This window comes from Kitasatospora sp. GP30 (assembly GCF_029892145.1).
In the GTDB taxonomy this organism is placed as follows: domain Bacteria; phylum Actinomycetota; class Actinomycetes; order Streptomycetales; family Streptomycetaceae; genus Kitasatospora; species Kitasatospora acidiphila.
The window spans coordinates 74141-90363 of sequence record NZ_JARZAH010000031.1 but is presented as its reverse complement, the minus strand read 5'-3'; the positions used below and the strand labels follow the sequence as shown (position 1 = coordinate 90363).

The 16223-nt window shown below is 71.1% G+C and carries 18 protein-coding genes; 11 read left to right on the top strand and 7 right to left on the bottom strand.

Annotation, left to right across the window (positions count from 1 at the left end; genetic code table 11):
- Positions 1–431 precede the first annotated feature (431 nt).
- Both P3T35_RS30570 and P3T35_RS30565 read right to left on the bottom strand, forming a co-directional pair.
- Complete coding sequence (locus P3T35_RS30570; protein WP_101383354.1) at positions 432–1883, bottom strand: hypothetical protein; 1452 nt, start codon at positions 1881–1883, stop codon at positions 432–434.
- Between the two features lie 376 nt (positions 1884–2259).
- Entirely contained in the window at positions 2260–2799 is a 540-nt protein-coding gene (locus P3T35_RS30565; protein WP_101383353.1) for a hypothetical protein, read from the bottom strand.
- Between the two features lie 368 nt (positions 2800–3167).
- Between P3T35_RS30565 and P3T35_RS30560 the strand changes: the two genes are divergently transcribed.
- The 4 genes from P3T35_RS30560 (at position 3168) to P3T35_RS30545 (ending at position 6598) form a co-directional block, all read left to right on the top strand.
- Entirely contained in the window at positions 3168–4346 is a 1179-nt protein-coding gene (locus P3T35_RS30560) for an alpha/beta hydrolase (RefSeq protein ID WP_101383352.1), read from the top strand.
- A 138-nt stretch (positions 4347–4484) separates the two neighbouring features.
- Positions 4485–5315, top strand: a complete 831-nt coding sequence (locus P3T35_RS30555; RefSeq protein WP_101383351.1) for an SAM-dependent methyltransferase — start codon at positions 4485–4487, stop codon at positions 5313–5315.
- An 87-nt stretch (positions 5316–5402) separates the two neighbouring features.
- Positions 5403–5984 (top strand): hypothetical protein, encoded by a 582-nt coding sequence (locus tag P3T35_RS30550; RefSeq protein WP_101383350.1) that lies wholly within the window; start codon positions 5403–5405, stop codon positions 5982–5984.
- A 68-nt stretch (positions 5985–6052) separates the two neighbouring features.
- Positions 6053–6598 carry a YciI family protein gene (locus P3T35_RS30545; RefSeq protein ID WP_101383349.1) on the top strand — a complete coding sequence of 182 codons (546 nt, stop codon included), beginning with the start codon at positions 6053–6055 and terminating at the stop codon, positions 6596–6598.
- 261 nt (positions 6599–6859) lie between these two features.
- Here P3T35_RS30545 and P3T35_RS30540 read toward each other — a convergent pair whose 3' ends face one another.
- Positions 6860–7810: a helix-turn-helix domain-containing protein gene (locus P3T35_RS30540; RefSeq protein WP_101383348.1), complete on the bottom strand. Its 951-nt coding sequence runs from the start codon at positions 7808–7810 to the stop codon at positions 6860–6862.
- A 106-nt stretch (positions 7811–7916) separates the two neighbouring features.
- On the opposite strand from P3T35_RS30540, the gene P3T35_RS30535 reads away from it, so the two are divergent.
- Entirely contained in the window at positions 7917–8945 is a 1029-nt protein-coding gene (locus P3T35_RS30535; RefSeq protein WP_101383347.1) for a saccharopine dehydrogenase NADP-binding domain-containing protein, read from the top strand.
- Positions 8946–8977: 32 nt separating this feature from the next.
- Here P3T35_RS30535 and P3T35_RS30530 read toward each other — a convergent pair whose 3' ends face one another.
- Positions 8978–9367, bottom strand: coding sequence for a hypothetical protein (locus P3T35_RS30530; RefSeq protein ID WP_101383346.1), 390 nt, complete (start codon positions 9365–9367; stop codon positions 8978–8980).
- Positions 9368–9551: 184 nt separating this feature from the next.
- Here P3T35_RS30530 and P3T35_RS30525 point away from each other — a divergent pair, with 184 nt between their 5' ends.
- Positions 9552–10166, top strand: coding sequence for a DUF4291 domain-containing protein (locus P3T35_RS30525; protein WP_280708581.1), 615 nt, complete (start codon positions 9552–9554; stop codon positions 10164–10166).
- 72 nt (positions 10167–10238) lie between these two features.
- Positions 10239–10748, top strand: a complete 510-nt coding sequence (locus P3T35_RS30520; protein WP_101383345.1) for a hypothetical protein — start codon at positions 10239–10241, stop codon at positions 10746–10748.
- 30 nt (positions 10749–10778) lie between these two features.
- Here the strand turns inward: P3T35_RS30520 and P3T35_RS30515 are convergent, their stop codons facing one another.
- Positions 10779–11273 (bottom strand): macro domain-containing protein, encoded by a 495-nt coding sequence (locus P3T35_RS30515; protein WP_101383344.1) that lies wholly within the window; start codon positions 11271–11273, stop codon positions 10779–10781.
- A gap of 59 nt (positions 11274–11332) precedes the next feature.
- On the opposite strand from P3T35_RS30515, the gene P3T35_RS30510 reads away from it, so the two are divergent.
- Both P3T35_RS30510 and P3T35_RS30505 read left to right on the top strand, forming a co-directional pair.
- On the top strand, positions 11333–11929 hold the full coding sequence (locus tag P3T35_RS30510) for an AAA family ATPase (RefSeq protein ID WP_101385425.1): 597 nt from the start codon (positions 11333–11335) through the stop codon (positions 11927–11929).
- A 34-nt stretch (positions 11930–11963) separates the two neighbouring features.
- Positions 11964–12791 carry a sugar nucleotide-binding protein gene (locus P3T35_RS30505; RefSeq protein ID WP_101383343.1) on the top strand — a complete coding sequence of 276 codons (828 nt, stop codon included), beginning with the start codon at positions 11964–11966 and terminating at the stop codon, positions 12789–12791.
- Between the two features lie 42 nt (positions 12792–12833).
- On the opposite strand, the gene P3T35_RS30500 is transcribed toward P3T35_RS30505, so the two are convergent.
- Positions 12834–14024: an FAD-dependent monooxygenase gene (locus tag P3T35_RS30500; protein ID WP_101383342.1), complete on the bottom strand. Its 1191-nt coding sequence runs from the start codon at positions 14022–14024 to the stop codon at positions 12834–12836.
- Between the two features lie 123 nt (positions 14025–14147).
- On the opposite strand from P3T35_RS30500, the gene P3T35_RS30495 reads away from it, so the two are divergent.
- Entirely contained in the window at positions 14148–14738 is a 591-nt protein-coding gene (locus P3T35_RS30495) for a TetR/AcrR family transcriptional regulator (RefSeq protein ID WP_101385424.1), read from the top strand.
- A 45-nt stretch (positions 14739–14783) separates the two neighbouring features.
- On the opposite strand, the gene P3T35_RS30490 is transcribed toward P3T35_RS30495, so the two are convergent.
- Positions 14784–15536: an NAD(P)H-binding protein gene (locus P3T35_RS30490; protein WP_101383341.1), complete on the bottom strand. Its 753-nt coding sequence runs from the start codon at positions 15534–15536 to the stop codon at positions 14784–14786.
- Positions 15537–15676: 140 nt separating this feature from the next.
- Between P3T35_RS30490 and P3T35_RS30485 the strand changes: the two genes are divergently transcribed.
- Positions 15677–16162 carry an Rrf2 family transcriptional regulator gene (locus P3T35_RS30485; RefSeq protein WP_101383340.1) on the top strand — a complete coding sequence of 162 codons (486 nt, stop codon included), beginning with the start codon at positions 15677–15679 and terminating at the stop codon, positions 16160–16162.
- The last annotated feature ends 61 nt before the right edge of the window (positions 16163–16223 follow it).

Genomic DNA, 16223 nt, shown 5'->3' with positions numbered 1-16223 from the left:
CAGGATGATCAGACGATCGCAAGAAGGGTCGGATTTACTCCGGTGGGTCCCGTTTCATCCGCCGTTCAGCGGTCAGTTTTCAACCGTCGCTGAGAACGACACACCGCCGTCCGCCGAGCACCCCCGTGGGGAAGACAACCGCCACGGCCCGCAGGAAGGTCAGGGACCCTTGGCCGACATACTGCACAGGCGCCACTCGTGTCCACGTGGGCTGTCGGGCGGAGCGGTGCGGCCGATCTCACCTGAATGGCGCACGCGCCCGTGCCCTGCATCCGGCGCTGTCCGTGATCACCGCACCCGCCCGGGTGCGGTGATCACGGATCGTCGCGTAGTCCCTCCTGCGGCTCGTGGATCGGATCCGTCACCCGGCCGGGGCGCGGCTCTGGTCCGATCTCCATGCGGAGCTCGGCGCTTCACCGGATGTGCCGCTCCTACGAGACGCCCTTCTTGGCGCGGAGGTTGCCGTCCACGGTGAGCTCCTTCTTGATGTGGAGTCCGTTGGCGCCGATCGACGTGAACTTGGTCGTGCCGCCGTACTCGACGTTGAGGTCGCTCTTGGCGTAGAGGGCGCCGTGCGCAACGACGATCCCCGCGACGCTGAGCCCGGAGTCGACCGTGAGATCCCCCATGACGCGGAGCCCGTTGACGCCGATCGACGTGAACTTCGTCGTCCCACCGTCCGCGACGTTGAAGTCCTTGTTGGCGTAGAGGGTGCCGTGCGCAATGACGTTGCCCGCGACGGTGAGCCCGGAGTCGACCGTGAGATCCCTCGTCACGTGGAGCCCGTTGGCGCCGATCGACGTGAACTTCGTCGTCCCGCGGTAGGCAACGTTGAGGTCCTTGTTGGCGTAGACAGGACCATTCGCCACGAGGTCTTCCGTGACGGTGAGCCCGGAGTCGACCGTGAGTTCTCCTGTGACGCGGAGTCCGTTGGCGCCGACCGAGGTGAACTTGGTGCGCCCGCCGTCGCTGACGATGAGGTTGCTGTTGGCGTAGAGCGGTCCGTTGACGTTGAGCGGTCCGTTGACGGTGAGCGCGGACTGGGTGGTGATGCTGTTGCGGACGGTGAGGGTGTCCAGGGTGGGGTCGGGGACGGTGAGCGTGAGGGTGGCGTACTGGTAGACCGGGGTGAAGCCGTTGGCGGCTCCCTGGGTTCCCGAGAGCACGGTTGCGGCCACGATGAACGTGGTGTCGCTGGTGATGCCGTTCGGGAGGGTGAAGGACGCAGCGGGGCCCTGCTGTACGGGGCTGGTGGACTTGCCGTCGTACAGCTGGAAGTAGGTGCCGTTGCTCGACCAGGTGAGATGGATGGGACTGCCGGCCTTGAAGCTCGTCAGCGGTGCGCTCGTCGGGGCCTGGCTCCCCCGCGCCAGGAAGCTGTGCAGGTAGAAGGCGGGTTCGACGACCGTGAGGCTCAGCTTGCTGAACTTCCGGGTGTATCCGGCGCCTGCGGAAGTCTTCGAGTGCTCCAGGATGCGGTAGGCGAGCGGGCCGCCGGAGGACATGAGATCACCGCTCAAGCCGAAGTTCAGCGGGTAGTTGATCAGGTCCTTCTGTGCGTTCTGCAGCCGGAAGGTGACGAGGTAGTACTCGCCCGCCGGAGACCCGGGGAGCTTCAGTTTCTGCCCGGAGGCTCTCTGGATGGAGGAGGTCCAGTCACTGCTGCTACTGGAAGCGACCGGCTGTCCGCTGAAGTACGCCCGATCGCGGGTGTCGTCCGCCGGGACGGCGATTTCGATGCGGGAGCAGTGAGCGGCCTGGTTGCCCGGCAGGACGGCGAGGTTGATGGTGGCCTGGGTCGGGGAGTCGGCATCCGCGTGCAGCGGCGCCGGGCTGGTGGACGTGCGGTACTTCAGCAGAGGCGAGGTCGGAGAAGGAGGCACGGATCGGACCTTCCTGCAGGCGGTGTAGGGGTCGCCAGCCGCCAAGAGGTGCTGAGATACGCGTGGACCTCCGACTCACCGTGCCGAAGCCCATGCGGCTGCTCCCGCTTCGGATGGCCGCATGCCACACTCCCCGGACACCCCCTCCTGTGACCAGTGCCACTGGTCGGCCGGTACCGCCCAGCCTCGGGGGTGCCCGGCGGGCCACGCAAGCCCACCGAACCGGCCAGCGGTGGCTTTCGGACACGGCCTCGGCTTTCGCGGAGCGACGACGCCGAGGCCTGGCGGCCGCCGCGCGATCAGCGTCGCGCGGATCCCACCCACGGCAGCGGGCGGACGCGCCGCAGGCGTACCCGCCCGTGCGAGACGCGGCGCATCAGTCGACGTCCGAGCCGGACAGCGCCCCGGTGATCAAGCGAGTGGCGAAGTCATGGTCGTCGCCGGCCATCCGGTTGATCTTCTCCGCGAGCAGCACGACCGTGGCTTCCAGGGGATTCATCTCGGCGCTGGTCCAGTCTCCGTACTGCGCGCGCCACAGGTTGGGGCTCAGGCCGGTGCCCGCGGCGATCAGCAGGCCGGTCATGGTGGGGATGACTTCGGGTTTGAAGGTCTTCGGCATCATGCGCATCGTGGCCACCACGCTTGGCACCACGTACTCGATGACGTCCTCGTCGTGATCCTCGCAGGCCGCCCGCAGCCAGCTCATGTACATGTAGATGAGCGTGCACGCGCCGTCCAGCAGCGCATCGAATCCCGCACGGTCCATGGATGCGGCGAACTGGTCGATCATCTGCTGCTGTTCGGGGTCGGTCTTGCTCCCGCCGTCGTAGATGGCCTTGAGCCGGGAGTCGACCACCATGAGCGCGGCGCCGACATCGCCGACGGGAGCGTTTGCGGGGTCACAGGGCGATGTCACGGAATTCCTCCTCAATCGGCCGCAGCGGGGAGCACGGCATGCCCGCAGGCTAGACCGCCGATCGCAGGAAGGTCTGGTGATTCCCCCAATGGATGATTTGTGCGATAACCGCACCAAATGAACGTCGATAACGCCGCCTCTTGGTGCCAGTTGGAGGGACTGCGGGTTCGAGGGGCTGGACCCGCTGGTCGCCCAGTTGGTTTCACGTGATCATGTAGGGGCCGATCCGGCCGCGGTGGCCGTCGTCCGCCGCCAGGCTGACGGCCCGTCCGCCCCAGGGCGGAGCGGTTGATCCGCCTGCGGGTGGAGGCGGCGGTCCGCCCCTGAACGGACGTCAGGAGCCGGGTGCGCGGCCTAGCCTCCTCGGCATGACCACACTCCGTCGGACGGCCGTTGCCGCCGTGCTCGCGCTCGTCCTCCCGCTGCCGATCGCCGGGGCGGCCACCGCCGCCGGCGGCCCGCCCGCTGCCACTGCGGCAGCTTCGCCACAGGCCCTCGTCCCCACGGAACTGCCGCGCCCGACCGGCCCGTTCACGGTCGGCCTCAACACGCTGCACCTGGTCGACACGCACCGGCAGGACCCCTGGGTGCCGGCCGCAGGGCCCAGGCAGCTGATGGTCTCCATGTACTACCCGGCCCGCCCCGGGACCGGCGGGCCCGCCCCCTACATGACCACGGCAGGAGCCCTGGCCTGGATGCAGCACGACAACATTCCGAACGCCGCCGGCCTCGCCCCAGCGCTCAGCGCCACCCGGACTTGGGCGTACACCGATGCACGCCCGGCCCCCGGCCGGTTCCCGCTGGTGCTGCTCTCGCCCGGCCTCACCATGCCCCGGGCCACCTTGACCAGCGTCGCCGTCGACCTGGCCAGCCGCGGGTACGTCGTCGCGCTGGTCGACCACACCTACGAGGCGCCCGGGATCACCTTCCCCGACGGCCGGACCCTCGGCTGCGTCATCTGCGAGCAGCCCCCGGCAGGCGGCCCGGCGGCCGTAGCCCGGAGCCGTGCGAAGGACCTCTCCTTCGTCATCGACCAGTTGACCGACCGCCACCCGGCCTGGCAGGACGCCCGCCTGATCGACCAGCAGCGGATCGGTCTGGCGGGCCACTCCATCGGCGGTGCCGCCACCGCCGCGACCATGGCCGCCGACCGGCGGGTGCGGGCCGGCGCCGACCTGGACGGCACCTTCCGCCCACCAGTGCCGGCCACCGGCCTGGACGGCCGCCCCTTCCTGCTGATCGGCGCCCAGGCCGACGAGAGCCCGGGCCAGGACCCCAGCTGGAGCAAGGGCTGGACGCGTCTGGACGGCTGGAAGCGCTGGCTGACCTTCGCCGGCGCCGAGCACGGCAGTTTCACGGACGTGCCGCTGCTCGCGTCCCAGGCGGGCCTTCCCGAGCCGCCCGAGCCCCTCGCGCCGACCCGCGGCCTGCAGCTCACCCGCGACTACCTCGGGGCCTTCTTCGACTTCCAGCTGAAGGGCATTCCGCAGCCGCTGCTCGACGGACCGTCACCGGCGAACCCGGAGGTCACCTTCCAGCACCCGTGAGCCGTGCGCGGCAGCGGAAGCCCTTCGACGCTCTCTCCATCCTGCCGCGTGAAGTCAATGGCTAGGATAGATTGTTGACGATCCGTCTGAGATCCGGAGCAGGGGTGGGTGGGTACGTTGTCGGATGATGACAGCTGGATGAGGCGCGGGCTCGACGAGTCGGCGGCGGAGTCCGTGGAGCCGGTTGACCTGCGTGTCGGCGTTCCGCACTCGGCCCGGATGTACGACTACTGGCTCGGCGGCAAGACGAACTTTCCGCCTGACCGGGCCCTGGGCGAGGCGTTCGAGGAGGCGATCCCGAGCATCAAGGTGATGGCTCGGGAGAACCGCCGGTTCCTCGGCCGGGCCGTGCGCCACCTGGCGGGTGAGGCGGGCATCCGCCAGTTCCTCGACATCGGCACCGGCATACCGACGGAGGGGAACACGCACGAGGTCGCCCAGGCCGTGGCTGCGGACAGCCGGGTGGTCTACGTCGACAACGACCCGATCGTCCTCGCCCACGCCCGCGCGCTGATGGACAGCACCGGTTCGGGCCGCACCGCCTACATCCACGCCGACCTGCTGGAGCCGGAGGCGATCCTCACCGACCCCGTCCTGACCCGCACCCTGGACCTCACCCGCCCGGTGGGCCTGACCCTGGTGGCCGTCCTCATGTTGGTCGCCGACGAGGACGACCCCTGGGGCCGGGCCCGGGTCCTGATGGACGCCCTGGCCCCGGGCAGCTACGTGGCGATCACCCACCCCGGCTGGGACTTCGACCCGACCGCGATGGCCGCCGTGGTCGAGGCGGCAGGCAAGGGCCAGATGACCCTGGTGCCGCGCACCCGTGACGAGGTGGCGCGCTTCTTCGGCGACTGGGAGCTCCTGGAGCCCGGCGTCGTCCCCGTCATGGCCTGGCGCCCCGACGGCGAACCGCCCGCCGACCCCACCGCCGCCTACTACTGGTCCGGAGTGGCCCGCAAGCGCTGACCCGGGTCCGGGAGCACGCCGGACTTCCAGACCAACCCGTTCGGTATCCGGTCGACGAAGATCACGTCGGGCCCCTATCCTGTCGCGATGTCCCACAGCACAGCCCCGACCCTGCTCATCGTCGTCGGCCCGGCCGCGGTCGGAAAGATGACCGTAGGCGGCGCCATCGCCGAGCGAACGGGTTTCAAGCTCTTTCACAACCACCTGACGATCGAGCCGCTGCTGCGGCTGTTCCCTTATGAGTCGCCGCAGTTCCAGCGCCTCAACCACGGTTTCCGTGAGCAGATCTTCGCCGAGGCCGCCGCCAGCGACCTGCGGGGGCTGGTGTTCACCGTCGTGTGGGACTTCGACGATCCCGCCGACGCCGCGCTCGTCGAACGCTACGCGGCGCCGTTCCGCGAGCGCGGCGCGCGGGTGCTGTTCCTGGAGCTAGCCGCCGATCAGGGCGTTCGGCTGGAGCGCAACGCGGGCGAATCGCGGCTCGCGGAGAAGGCGTCCAAGCGCGACCTGGAGTGGTCCAACGGCAACCTGGTCGACATGGACGCCAAGTTCCGGCTCAACTCGGTCGACGACTTCGCCCACATCCCCGAGTCGCATCTGCTGATCGACAACACCGAGTTGGAGCCTGACGAGGTCGCCCGGCGGGCTGTGGAGTACTTCGGGATCTGACCCCGGCCGAGCGATCACCGCTGGGAAACCCGCTCGCTCCGGGGCCCGATTGCTGAGACCCTCCGGGCATGGAGTTCTTCGTCTATCACCGGGACCGGCCTGCCTCCGAGGGTCTGCGCAACCAGCTGGTGGAGCGGCACTGGTCCTACATGGACCAGTACGCCGCCGAGTTGATCGCGCGCGGCCCGACCTTCACCGACGACGACGCGCCCACCGGCAGCGTGCACATCGTGGACCTGCCGGACCCGGCCGCCGCCCGCGCGTTCGCCTTCGACGAGCCCAACTACCAGGCCGGCGTGTACCGGGACGTCCTCATCCGGCGGTGGCGCAACCTGCTGGGGCGCACCATGTGGGAGTTCCCCGGTGGCCGGAGCGGCGGCAACCGGTATCTGGTGCTCGGGCTCGGCGCGGTGGGGGACGCCGACCTCGACGTGCCGCCGGACACGACCGACCTGATCGCCTACGGCCCCCTGCTGTCCGACGACGGCGCGAGCCGGCTGGGCACGGCGGCGCTGGTCCGGGCGGCGGATCCGGACGCGGCGCGCGCCGTGCTGTCCCCCGACCGGTACGCCGATGTCGAGGTGCACAACTGGGAGTTCGGCGGCCGACGGTAGCTTCAGGGTCAGGCGTCGCTGGCAGGTACCCTACAGATTCTCCCATCTTTCTCATCGCGTTCCCACCACCCGCTCAGGGGTGGCCGTGAGAGTGGAACGGCGCCCTGACTGCGGAATGTCCGCAGTCGGGCCTCGTCTTCGCCGAACTCGACACCCGCCCCGGCCGGGGCTGCACCTTCCGCCCCGGCCTGCCACGGTCCTCCTCGCGCTCGGCGATGCTCTCGGCGCCCCGCAGCGGATGACCCGCAACCCGGTCGGAACTCACCCCAACCGGTTCCTGGTGCGGAAGGTGCGGCGGTAGGTGTCCGGCGGCACGCCGACCGTGCGGTTGAAGTGGCGGCGCAGCGTGGTGGCGGTGCCCATGCCGGTGACCTCCGCGATGCGGTCGACGCTGTCGTCGGTAGTCTCCAGCAACTCCTGGGCGCGGCGGATGCGTTGGGTCAGCAGCCACTGCAGCGGCGTGGTGCCGGTCACCGTCCTGAAGTGGCGGCCCAGATGGCGCGAGCTCATCCGGGCCTGACGGGCCAGGTCCTCGACGGTGAGCGGCTGGTCGAGCCGTTCGAGCGCCCAGGGGAAGAGGTCGGCGAGTGGGTGGTTGTCCGGGGCGGGCATCGGGGTGGTGATGAACTGGGCCTGGCCGCCGTCCCGGTGGGGTGGCACGACCAGGCGGCGGGCGAGCCGGTTGGCGATCGCCGAGCTGTGGTCGAGGCGGACCAGGTGCAGGCAGAGGTCCATGGCGGCGGCCTTGCCCGCGGAGGTGAGCACGCTGCCGTTGTCCACGTAGAGGACGTCCGGGTCGACCGTCACCTCGGGGTAGCGGGCGGCCAGGACGTCGGTATGGGCCCAGTGGGTGGTCGCGCGCCGTCCGTCCAGCAGGCCGGCGGCGGCCAGCACGAACGCGCCCGTGCAGAGGGAAGCCACCCGTGCGCCGGCCTCGTGGGCCGTGCGCACCGCGTCGACCAGGTCGGCGGGCGGCTGCCGGTCGACGTTCGCCCAGCCCGGGACGATCACGGTGTCGGCAGCCGGGAGTCGGTCGAGTCCGTGGTCGGGCTCCAGGCGAAACCGCCCGACCCGCATGGCAGTCGGCCCGCAGACGGCGAGGCGGTACCAAGGGTCCGCCAGGCCGGCCGGGTTGGCGCCGAAGACCTCGAACGCCATGCCCAGCTCGAAATGCAGCATCCCGTCGGTGACGGCCAGCGCGACAGTGGTCATGTCCGGAATTGTACGAGGCCTGTCGTTCCGGACACTCGTGGCGGAGTGGCCGCTCCCAGCAGGATGGTCCGTGACAGCAGATCAACTCGGGTACGGGAGAGAGCTCATGGGATCGGGACTCACGGTGGCGGTGTTCGGCGCGTACGGGCACACCGGGCGCTTCGTGGTGGCTGAGCTGCGGGAGCGCGGGTTCGTTCCGGTGCTCGCCGGGCGTGACACCGAGAAGCTGCAACTCCTGGCGGCCGAGACCGGGTTCGAGACCCGCCAGGCCTCCGCCGAGGAACCGGCCTCCCTCGACCGCGCACTGGCCGGCGCGGCGGCCGTCATCAACTGCGCCGGGCCGTTCGCCCTGACGGCCGCCCCCGTGATCGAGGCGGCCCTGCGCGCCGGGATCCCTTATCTGGATGTGGCGGCCGAAATCGAGGCCAACGCCGACACGTTCACGCATTTCGCCGATCGCGCCCGCGCGGCAGATGCGGTGATCGTCCCGGCGATGGCGTTCTACGGCGGCCTCGGCGACCTCCTGGTGACCGCGGCGATGGGCGACTGGACGGCGGCCGACGAGGCCAACGTGGCGTACGCGCTGAGCAGTTGGCACCCGACGGCCGGAACACGCAGCTCGGGCGCGGTCTCCCGGGAGCGGCGGGGCGGCGGCCGCCCCGTGTACACGAAGGGGCAGCTGCGCTACCGCCACGACGCCCCGCCGATCCTGGAGTGGTCCTTCCCCGAGCCGATGGGACCTCGCTCCGTCATCGGGGAGTTCACCATGGCCGATGTCGTCACCGTGCCCAGCCACCTGGCGATCCCCGAGGTGCGCACCTACATGACGGTCGAGGCAGCCGAGGACGTGGTGGCCCCGGAAACCCCGGCCCCGGCGGCAGTTGACGCGCACGGGCGGTCCGCGCAGACCTTCCTCGTCGATGTCGTGGTGCGCTCCGGCGACGCCGAACGGCGCGCGGTGGCCACCGGCCGGGACATCTACGCCGTCACCGCGCCGCTGGTGGTGGAGGCGGTCGACCGGATCCTCAGCGGGCGGACGAAGGCGGTCGGCGTCGTCTCCGCCGGTGAGATCTTCGACGCGCCGGAGTTCCTGGGCGCGCTGTCCTCGCACCTCTCGGTGGAGCTGCGCCCGTAGTGGGTGGGCCTACTACCACCGGCTGGCTGCCGCTAGTTGAAGTAGAGCGTGCAACCCCCGGCGCAATTGGGGAAGTTCTGCAGGTTGGTGAACGCGTACGGGGGGACGGCCACCGAGGGGCCCTGGAAGTACGGGCCGAAGAAGAGCTGCACGGTGATCGGCTCATCGTTGTAGAGCGAGCCGATCGTGCTGACCGGTGACCCGTCGCTGTAGCGCAGGGTGCTGGTGTTGACGATGGTGCCGTCGCTGCCCGGCACCGCCACGGACGGGCCGGTCAGGTTCTGGTACTCGTACAGGGTGACTGCGTTCGGGGTCACGGTGGTTGAAGCAGTACCGGTACTCGCGGACGCGACGCCCGCGGCGCCGACCGTTGCCAGCACCGCGCCGCTCACAGCGAGTGCGAGAGCGTGCTTGACGCGCATGTTGTGCCTCCCAGGTCGAGGTGCTCGAATGTCCTGCCTCCGAGGCGGCTGCCCCGCCGAGAACGGTACCGACCGGCGGCCGGACCCGGTGCGTCGTTTGGTTAGCGCACTGGGAGCGGATCAACGCGGGGCCGGATTAAATCGGTGGCCGCTCGGCAGCGGCGGGCTCCATGATCGTCACGTCATGGAAGAAGCCGACGTCCTCGTGGACGAACCGAAGTACCGCATCCGCGCGACCCACACCGCGGACACCATCACCGTCTACCAGGCGTACCGGCCGGAGATCGGCCTGCCCGCGGCGCGCGACGGCCGCTTCCCGGAGGCCTGGAAGCGCGACCGGATGACCTGGATCAAGCCCTCGTTCCTCTGGATGATGTACCGCTGCGGCTGGGGCACCAAGGAGGGGCAGGAGAGCGTCCTCGCCGTCGAGATCACCCGCGAGGGCTTCGACTGGGCGCTGCGGAACGCCTGCCTGTCCAGCTACCAGCCCGGCCTGCACACCGACCGGACCTCCTGGCAGCGGCAGTTGAAGCGCTCCCCCGCCCGCGTGCAGTGGGATCCGGAACGCGACCTGCGGCTGCAGCCGCTGCCGTACCGCTCGCTGCAGCTGGGCCTGGCCGGCGAGGCCGCGCACCGGTACGCCGATGAGTGGATCACCGCCATCACCGATGTGACCCCGCTGGCCCGGCAGATCCACGGACTGGTGCGCGAAGGGCAGTTGGCGGCCGCCGAGTGCCTGCTCCCCGCCGCGTCACCGTATCCCGCCGGGGACGAGCTGCTGAGCGCCCTGCTCGGCTGACACCTGCCGGCCACAACCGCCGGCGGGGCGGGAGCTTCCCAGATCGGTCAACCAGCGGTACCCATAGGGGATATGGACCGGCCCCTGCTCTTCCTCGACGTCGATGGCCCGCTCAACCCCTATGCGGCCAAGCCCGAACGGCGCCCGGCGGGGTACCTCACCCTGCGGGTGCCCCGGATACGGGAACCGGGTGCCACGTTGCGGGTGTGGCTCAACTCGGAGCACGGAGCGGCGCTGCTGGCACTGGACTTCGAGCTGTGCTGGGCCACGGCGTGGGAAGCCCACGCCAACCGGTGGGTCAGCCCGGCCGTCAACCTGCCCGAGCTGCCCTACATCGACTTCGGCCCCGCCCTGCTGCAGGAACGCCCGGATGGCGTGCACTGGAAGACGGAGCGGGTGGTGGAGTACGCCGCCGGCCGCCCGTTCGCCTGGGTGGACGACGAGTTGGGGGACGCGGACGAAGCGTATGTGACCGCTCACCATCAGGGGCCCGCGCTGCTGCACCACGTCAACCCGCGGATCGGGCTGCGGGAGGGGGACTTCGCGGTGCTCGCCGAGTTCGCGGGCTCGCTGGGTTGCTGACGGTCAGCCTGCTACCAAGGGTGAAACCGGTCACTCCCCCGCCAGGTCGTAGACGGTGACCGGAACTCCACGGTCCGTCAGCTGCTCCCGAATCAGCGGCTCGACCACCTCCCAGCGCCCCTCGGCGAGCCCGCACCCGATCCTCGGCATGTGCACGGACGCCCCGAGCCGCAGCGCCTCGTCGCCGAGTCGCAGCAGCGCCTGCCCGATCGCCTCGTACCGCACCGGCGCCGGCGCACCGGGTGCGCGCCGGCTCCGCACACCGTGCTGGCCCACCATGTTCGCCACCCACAACTCGGGCTCCACCTGGACCAGTTGCAGCGCACCCAGCCCGAAGTCGTTCTCCGCCCGCCCCTGGTACCACTGCCGGAACGCCGCCTCCGGCTGCGGCCACCGCCGGGAGATGTCCACCACGATCCCCCTCCCCCAGCGGCCCGCGTCATTGCAGACGTGTGCGATCACCCTCGGCCCATCACCGTGCGGTGCGGTGGCGTCTCCGGTGCGGTAGGTGATCGTCTCGCTCATGGGTCCGAGGGTAGTGGTGGAACCTGACAGTGGCCCGGCTCGGCGGTAGCGTCGACAGCATGCACGCAGTCCGGGTAGTCCTGATCGGTGGCACGTCCAACGTCGGCAAGTCGACCGTGGCCCAAGCGATCGCGGAACGGCTCGGCTTCGACTGCCTGTCGACGGACGGGCTGGCGCGGCACCCGGGGCGGCCGTGGCGGACGCCCGAGCGGGAGGTGCCGGCGCATGTGGCCGAGCACTACGGCACCCTCACGGTCGATGAACTGCTGGCCTCCGTGCTCGACCACTACGAACGGCTGTGGCCCCGGATCGAACAACTCGTCACCACGTATGCGGCCGGGGAGGGCCCGGGCCTCGTACTGGAGGGATCGGCGCTCTGGCCGACCCGCGTCGCCACCTTGACCACCCCCGGTACGACCGCCGTCTGGCTCACCGCTGACGACGCCCTGCTCCGCGCCCGGATCCGCACAGCCGGGCGCTACGACGAGGCGACGGAGCAGGAGCGGCATCTGATGGACAGGTTCACGGCCCGCACGCTGCGCTACCAGGCGGCGATGCTGGACGCCGTCACCACCCTGGGCCTGAACCACATCGACGTGGGCAGCGGGCGCCCGGTGGCGGAGGTGGCGGACGCGGTGCTGGCGCCGGCCGGATGACGTGCCAGCGCGCGGCGTCATAGCGTGGTGGACCATGAACATCCTGATCGTAGGCGGTAACGGCTTCCTGGGCCGCGAGTTGGCCCGGCAGGCGTCGGCAACCGGGCACGCCGTAACGGCGACCTTCACCACGCGGGCCGGCGACATCCCCCGAGTCCGCTGGCTTCCCATGGACCTGCGTCGCAGCGACGAGATCGCGCGGGCACTCCGGGAGACCCGCTCGGACGTCGTCATCAACGCGGCGTACCGCAAGGCCGACTGGGCCACCACGGCCGACGGCCCGACCCGCCTGGCGATGGCCGCGAGTCGGTACGGATCCCGCCTGGTGCACGTATCCAGTGACGCCGTCTTCTCCGGCGCCGACGTCCACTACGACGAATCCGCCGACCCCGACCCGATCACCCCGTACGGGGCCGCGAAGGCCGCAGCCGAAACGGCGATCCGCCTGTTCGCCCCGGCCGCCGTCATCGCCCGCACCTCGCTGATCATCGGCGACGGCGACTCGGTCCACGAGGCACTCGTCCACGACCTGGCCACCGGGCGGCGGAACGGCGTCCTGTTCACCGATGCCATCCGGTGCCCCATCCATGTCACCGACCTCGCCGGGGCCCTCCTCGAGCTGAGCGCCTCCGATCACGCGGGCGTGTGCCATGTCGCAGGATCGGACGCCCTCAGCCGCCACGAACTCGGCCTCCTGATCGCCGCCCGCGACGGCCTGGACGCCACCCTGCTCCCCGCCGGCCGCCTCGCCGACACCGACTCCCCGGGCCCACTGGACGTCCGCTTGGACAGCACTCGGACGCAACGCCTCCTGCACACCACCCTGCGCGGCGCCCGCGAGTTCCTACGCCGCGAGCGCTGACGGGCAGTTCCACCGGCCCGCCCTCCGGTACCCGCGACCACATCACCCTCGTTCGGCAACGCGGTCGCTCTTCACCAGCACCGGCGCCTCCCACCCGTACGTACGCGCCATCTGACGGAGCACCAGGCGCTGCGGCAGCAGGCCCGTGACGGCGAGCAGCGCATCGCGGACCAGGACGCCCGCCGGGGTGTTGCGGGCCACCAGGGCGCCCACGCGGCGGGAGCCGGCGACGATGGCGGTGGTGCGGGGTAGGCGGGCGGCGGTGTAGGCGGGCAGGGTGGTGACGGGGTCGGTGCCGAGGGTGGTGGCGAGGACCAGGGCGTCCTCGATGGCCTGGCAGGCGCCTTGGCCCTGGAACGGGGACATGGCGTGGGCGGCGTCGCCGAGGAGGGCGACCCGGCCGTGGTGGTAGGCGGGGAGCGGGTCGGCGATTTCCCAAACGTCGTGGCGCAGCACGCGGTTCGGGTCGGCGGCGGCGAGGAGCTCGGGGACGGGTTCGCACCAGGTGCCGAAGTGGCGCCGCAGTTCCGCGAGTTCGTCGCCATCAGCGGCACGGGAACCGTCTGTGGCCAAGGCGGCTGCGTAGACGTAGAGTTGACGCTCCACCAAGGGGACGACACCGACCAGTCCCCCACTCCCCCAGATCTCGCCGACGGCGGACGGAGCGCGAGGGGGCGACGGGATCAGGGTGCGCCAGGTGGTGAAGCCGGAATAGCGCGGGCCGGGGTGGCGCGGGAAGAGGGTGGCCCGGGTGGCGGAGCGGATGCCGTCGGCGCCGACCACCAGATCGGCCGTGCGCTCGCCGTCGGCGGTGCGGACCACTGCGGGGCGGTCGGCGGTGCCGTGGTCGAGCAGTTCGGCCGGTGAGCCGGTGCGGACGGTTCCGGGCGGGAGGGCGGCGGCCAGCGTGTCGACCAGCACCGAGCGGGCGACCGCGACCAGCCTGTCGCCGAAGACGCCGGCCATGGCGTCGTAGTCGACCCGGGCCAGCCGGCGACCGGAGGGGCGGCGCAGGCCGGCGGCCGGGTGGTCGGGCCCGGCGTGGGCGCGCAGGTGGTCTCCGATGCCTAGCCGGTCGAGTGCGCGCAGGGCATTGGGGGCCACGGCGAGGCCGGCGCCGACGGGCTCCAGGGAGGCGGCCCGCTCGTGCACGGTGACCTGGTGGCCGAGGCGGTGCAGGGCGAGGGCGGCTGCCAGGCCGCCGATTCCGCCGCCGATGACGATCGCTTCCATGATCCAACCCCCGGATACTACAGGTGTAGTTTGCTTCCGATGTCGACGATACTACAGATGTAGTGTGGTTTGAGTCGGAGGGAGTTTTGGGTCGGAGGGAGCGGAACCGCGATGATCGGAGCCATGAAGCCCGAGCGCCCGAAGCCCGACCGCCCGACGTTGATCGCCGACACCGCGATCGCACTGATCGGCGATCGCGGGCTGCGCGGGCTGACCCACCGGGCCGTGGACGAGGCCGCCGGACTGCCCACCGGCTCGACCTCCAACCTGGCGCGGACCAGGGCGGCACTGCTGGAGCTGGCGATCACCCGGATCGCCGAGCTGGAGGCACCCGAAGCGCCCACCCCCCTGCCGCCCGGCCAACCGCGCGAGCTGCTCACGGAGTTGACCGGCGGCGCCCTGCACCAGGCGCTCACCACCGGCCGCACGCTCACCATCGCCCGTTTCGAACTCGCCCTGGAAGCCACCCGTCGCCCCGAACTGCGCGCCGTCTACGACAAGTTGGGCGCCGGCTTCCTGGACTTTGCGGCCGCCCTGCTGGCCGGATGCGGCTCGGCGGCACCGGACGCGGACGCCTGCCGGCTGGTCCGCTGGTGCGACGGGGTGCTGTTCAACTCCGCCGTGGGCAGCGGGAGTGAGCACCCGCCGGGGCGCGAGGAGCTGCACGCGGAGGTTGCGCGCTACCTGGGGGCGCTACTGGCAGTCCAGCACTGACGGCGGGCGCCCCCAGAACCCCGAAGTTCCCGCACTGGCGCCCCATCAGGCCTGCTGCCCCTCCAGCCACTCGTCGAACGTGGTCGGCGCGATCCGCGCACCCTCGCCCGGCAGCAGCACGTTGCCCGCCGCCGCCAGGCCGAACGGGCCGTTCCAGGTGGGCCGCAACTTCACCGTGCGGCCGCGTGCCGCCAGCGTGCGGCGGGCCATGTCGACCAGGTCCTCTGTGCCGGGGCCGGCGATGTCGGGGTAGCGGCCTTGCGCATCGCCGGTGGCGAGCTCGGCCAGGATGGCGGCCACGTCGTCGGGGGCGATCGACTGGACCAGCAGCGGGGGGACGAGGGCAGCGCCGTCGTGTTCGGTCCAACTCACCACCAGCTCGGCGAAGTCGTGGAACTGGGTGGCCGGGACGATGGTCCACGGCAGCGGGCCGGCGGCCACCAGGCGTTCCTGTTCGCGCTTGCCCGCGTAGTGGGCGTTGCCACCGCCGCCGATCCGGTCCATGCCGGCGATCGAGAGCAGCACCTGGTGGCGGACACCGGCCCGCTCCCCGGCGGCGAGCAGGTTGCGGGTGGCGGCGCCGAGGTACGCCACCGTCTCGTCGTGGTCGAGCACCGGCGGGCTGATGGCGTCGACGACGGCGGCCACCCCGGCCAGCGCGGTGTCGAGCCCCTCCCCCGTCACCAGGTCCACGCCGAGCGCGCGGCTGATCCGGACGACCTCGTGCCCGTCGCGCTCCAGGGCGGCAGCGGTGCGGGCCCCGATGTTCCCGGTAGCACCGGCGACTGCGATTCGCATGGCTCGTCTCCCCTATCGATCTCTGCCTGATCTGTGCATGAGGCGGACCCGGTGTCATCCGGATCCACGGCCCGAGGCTATCTCGGACTAAACAGATCTGCAATATCTTCAATAGCCTCGCCCCGGCTAAACTGACGGGCATGAAGCTGCCTGTGAGCACCGAGTGGGTCCTGCACTGCACCACCACGCTGGCCCAGCTCGAAACCGGGACGACGGCGTCGGCGGCGCAGCTCGCGCTGTACTTCGACATCCCCGCCCCGTACCTCGCCAAGCAGCTCCAGCCGCTGGTCAAGGCCGGTGCACTGGCCGCGTCGACGGGCCCCCGGGGCGGCTTCCGGCTGGCCCGCCGGCCCGAGGAGATCACGCTGCTGCAGATCGTCGAGGCGGTCGACGGCGCGGCCCCGCCCTATGAGTGCCGGGAGATCCGCCGGCAGGGCCAGGGGGCGCTGTCGCCCGAGCAGTGCCGGCACACCTGCATCCTGGCCGCGAAGATGGCCGAGGCCCACGAGGCCTGGCGGGCCACCCTCGCGGGCACCTCGATCGCCGACATCCTCGCCACGCTCCCGCCGGGCGCGCAGGCTCACGTACGGTCACGCCTGGCGGGGACGGCGCAGGGGACGGCATAGGCGGCAGCACCGTGGCAACGAGCCCGGCCGAGTCTCTCAGGCAGGCTCGCTAGTGTTTATC

What these genes read in the sequence shown, in the direction of transcription:
- P3T35_RS30560 (WP_101383352.1), top strand. Translation starts at nt 3,168, where the DNA reads ATGACCACACTCCGTCGGACGGCCGTTGCCGCCGTGCTCGCGCTCGTC.
- P3T35_RS30555 (WP_101383351.1), top strand. Translation starts at nt 4,485, where the DNA reads ATGAGGCGCGGGCTCGACGAGTCGGCGGCGGAGTCCGTGGAGCCGGTT.
- P3T35_RS30550 (WP_101383350.1), top strand. Translation starts at nt 5,403, where the DNA reads ATGTCCCACAGCACAGCCCCGACCCTGCTCATCGTCGTCGGCCCGGCC.
- P3T35_RS30545 (WP_101383349.1), top strand. Translation starts at nt 6,053, where the DNA reads ATGGAGTTCTTCGTCTATCACCGGGACCGGCCTGCCTCCGAGGGTCTG.
- P3T35_RS30540 (WP_101383348.1), bottom strand. Translation starts at nt 7,810, where the DNA reads ATGACCACTGTCGCGCTGGCCGTCACCGACGGGATGCTGCATTTCGAG.
- P3T35_RS30535 (WP_101383347.1), top strand. Translation starts at nt 7,917, where the DNA reads ATGGGATCGGGACTCACGGTGGCGGTGTTCGGCGCGTACGGGCACACC.
- P3T35_RS30530 (WP_101383346.1), bottom strand. Translation starts at nt 9,367, where the DNA reads ATGCGCGTCAAGCACGCTCTCGCACTCGCTGTGAGCGGCGCGGTGCTG.
- P3T35_RS30525 (WP_280708581.1), top strand. Translation starts at nt 9,552, where the DNA reads ATGGAAGAAGCCGACGTCCTCGTGGACGAACCGAAGTACCGCATCCGC.
- P3T35_RS30520 (WP_101383345.1), top strand. Translation starts at nt 10,239, where the DNA reads ATGGACCGGCCCCTGCTCTTCCTCGACGTCGATGGCCCGCTCAACCCC.
- P3T35_RS30515 (WP_101383344.1), bottom strand. Translation starts at nt 11,273, where the DNA reads ATGAGCGAGACGATCACCTACCGCACCGGAGACGCCACCGCACCGCAC.
- P3T35_RS30510 (WP_101385425.1), top strand. Translation starts at nt 11,333, where the DNA reads ATGCACGCAGTCCGGGTAGTCCTGATCGGTGGCACGTCCAACGTCGGC.
- P3T35_RS30505 (WP_101383343.1), top strand. Translation starts at nt 11,964, where the DNA reads ATGAACATCCTGATCGTAGGCGGTAACGGCTTCCTGGGCCGCGAGTTG.
- P3T35_RS30500 (WP_101383342.1), bottom strand. Translation starts at nt 14,024, where the DNA reads ATGGAAGCGATCGTCATCGGCGGCGGAATCGGCGGCCTGGCAGCCGCC.
- P3T35_RS30495 (WP_101385424.1), top strand. Translation starts at nt 14,148, where the DNA reads ATGAAGCCCGAGCGCCCGAAGCCCGACCGCCCGACGTTGATCGCCGAC.
- P3T35_RS30490 (WP_101383341.1), bottom strand. Translation starts at nt 15,536, where the DNA reads ATGCGAATCGCAGTCGCCGGTGCTACCGGGAACATCGGGGCCCGCACC.
- P3T35_RS30485 (WP_101383340.1), top strand. Translation starts at nt 15,677, where the DNA reads ATGAAGCTGCCTGTGAGCACCGAGTGGGTCCTGCACTGCACCACCACG.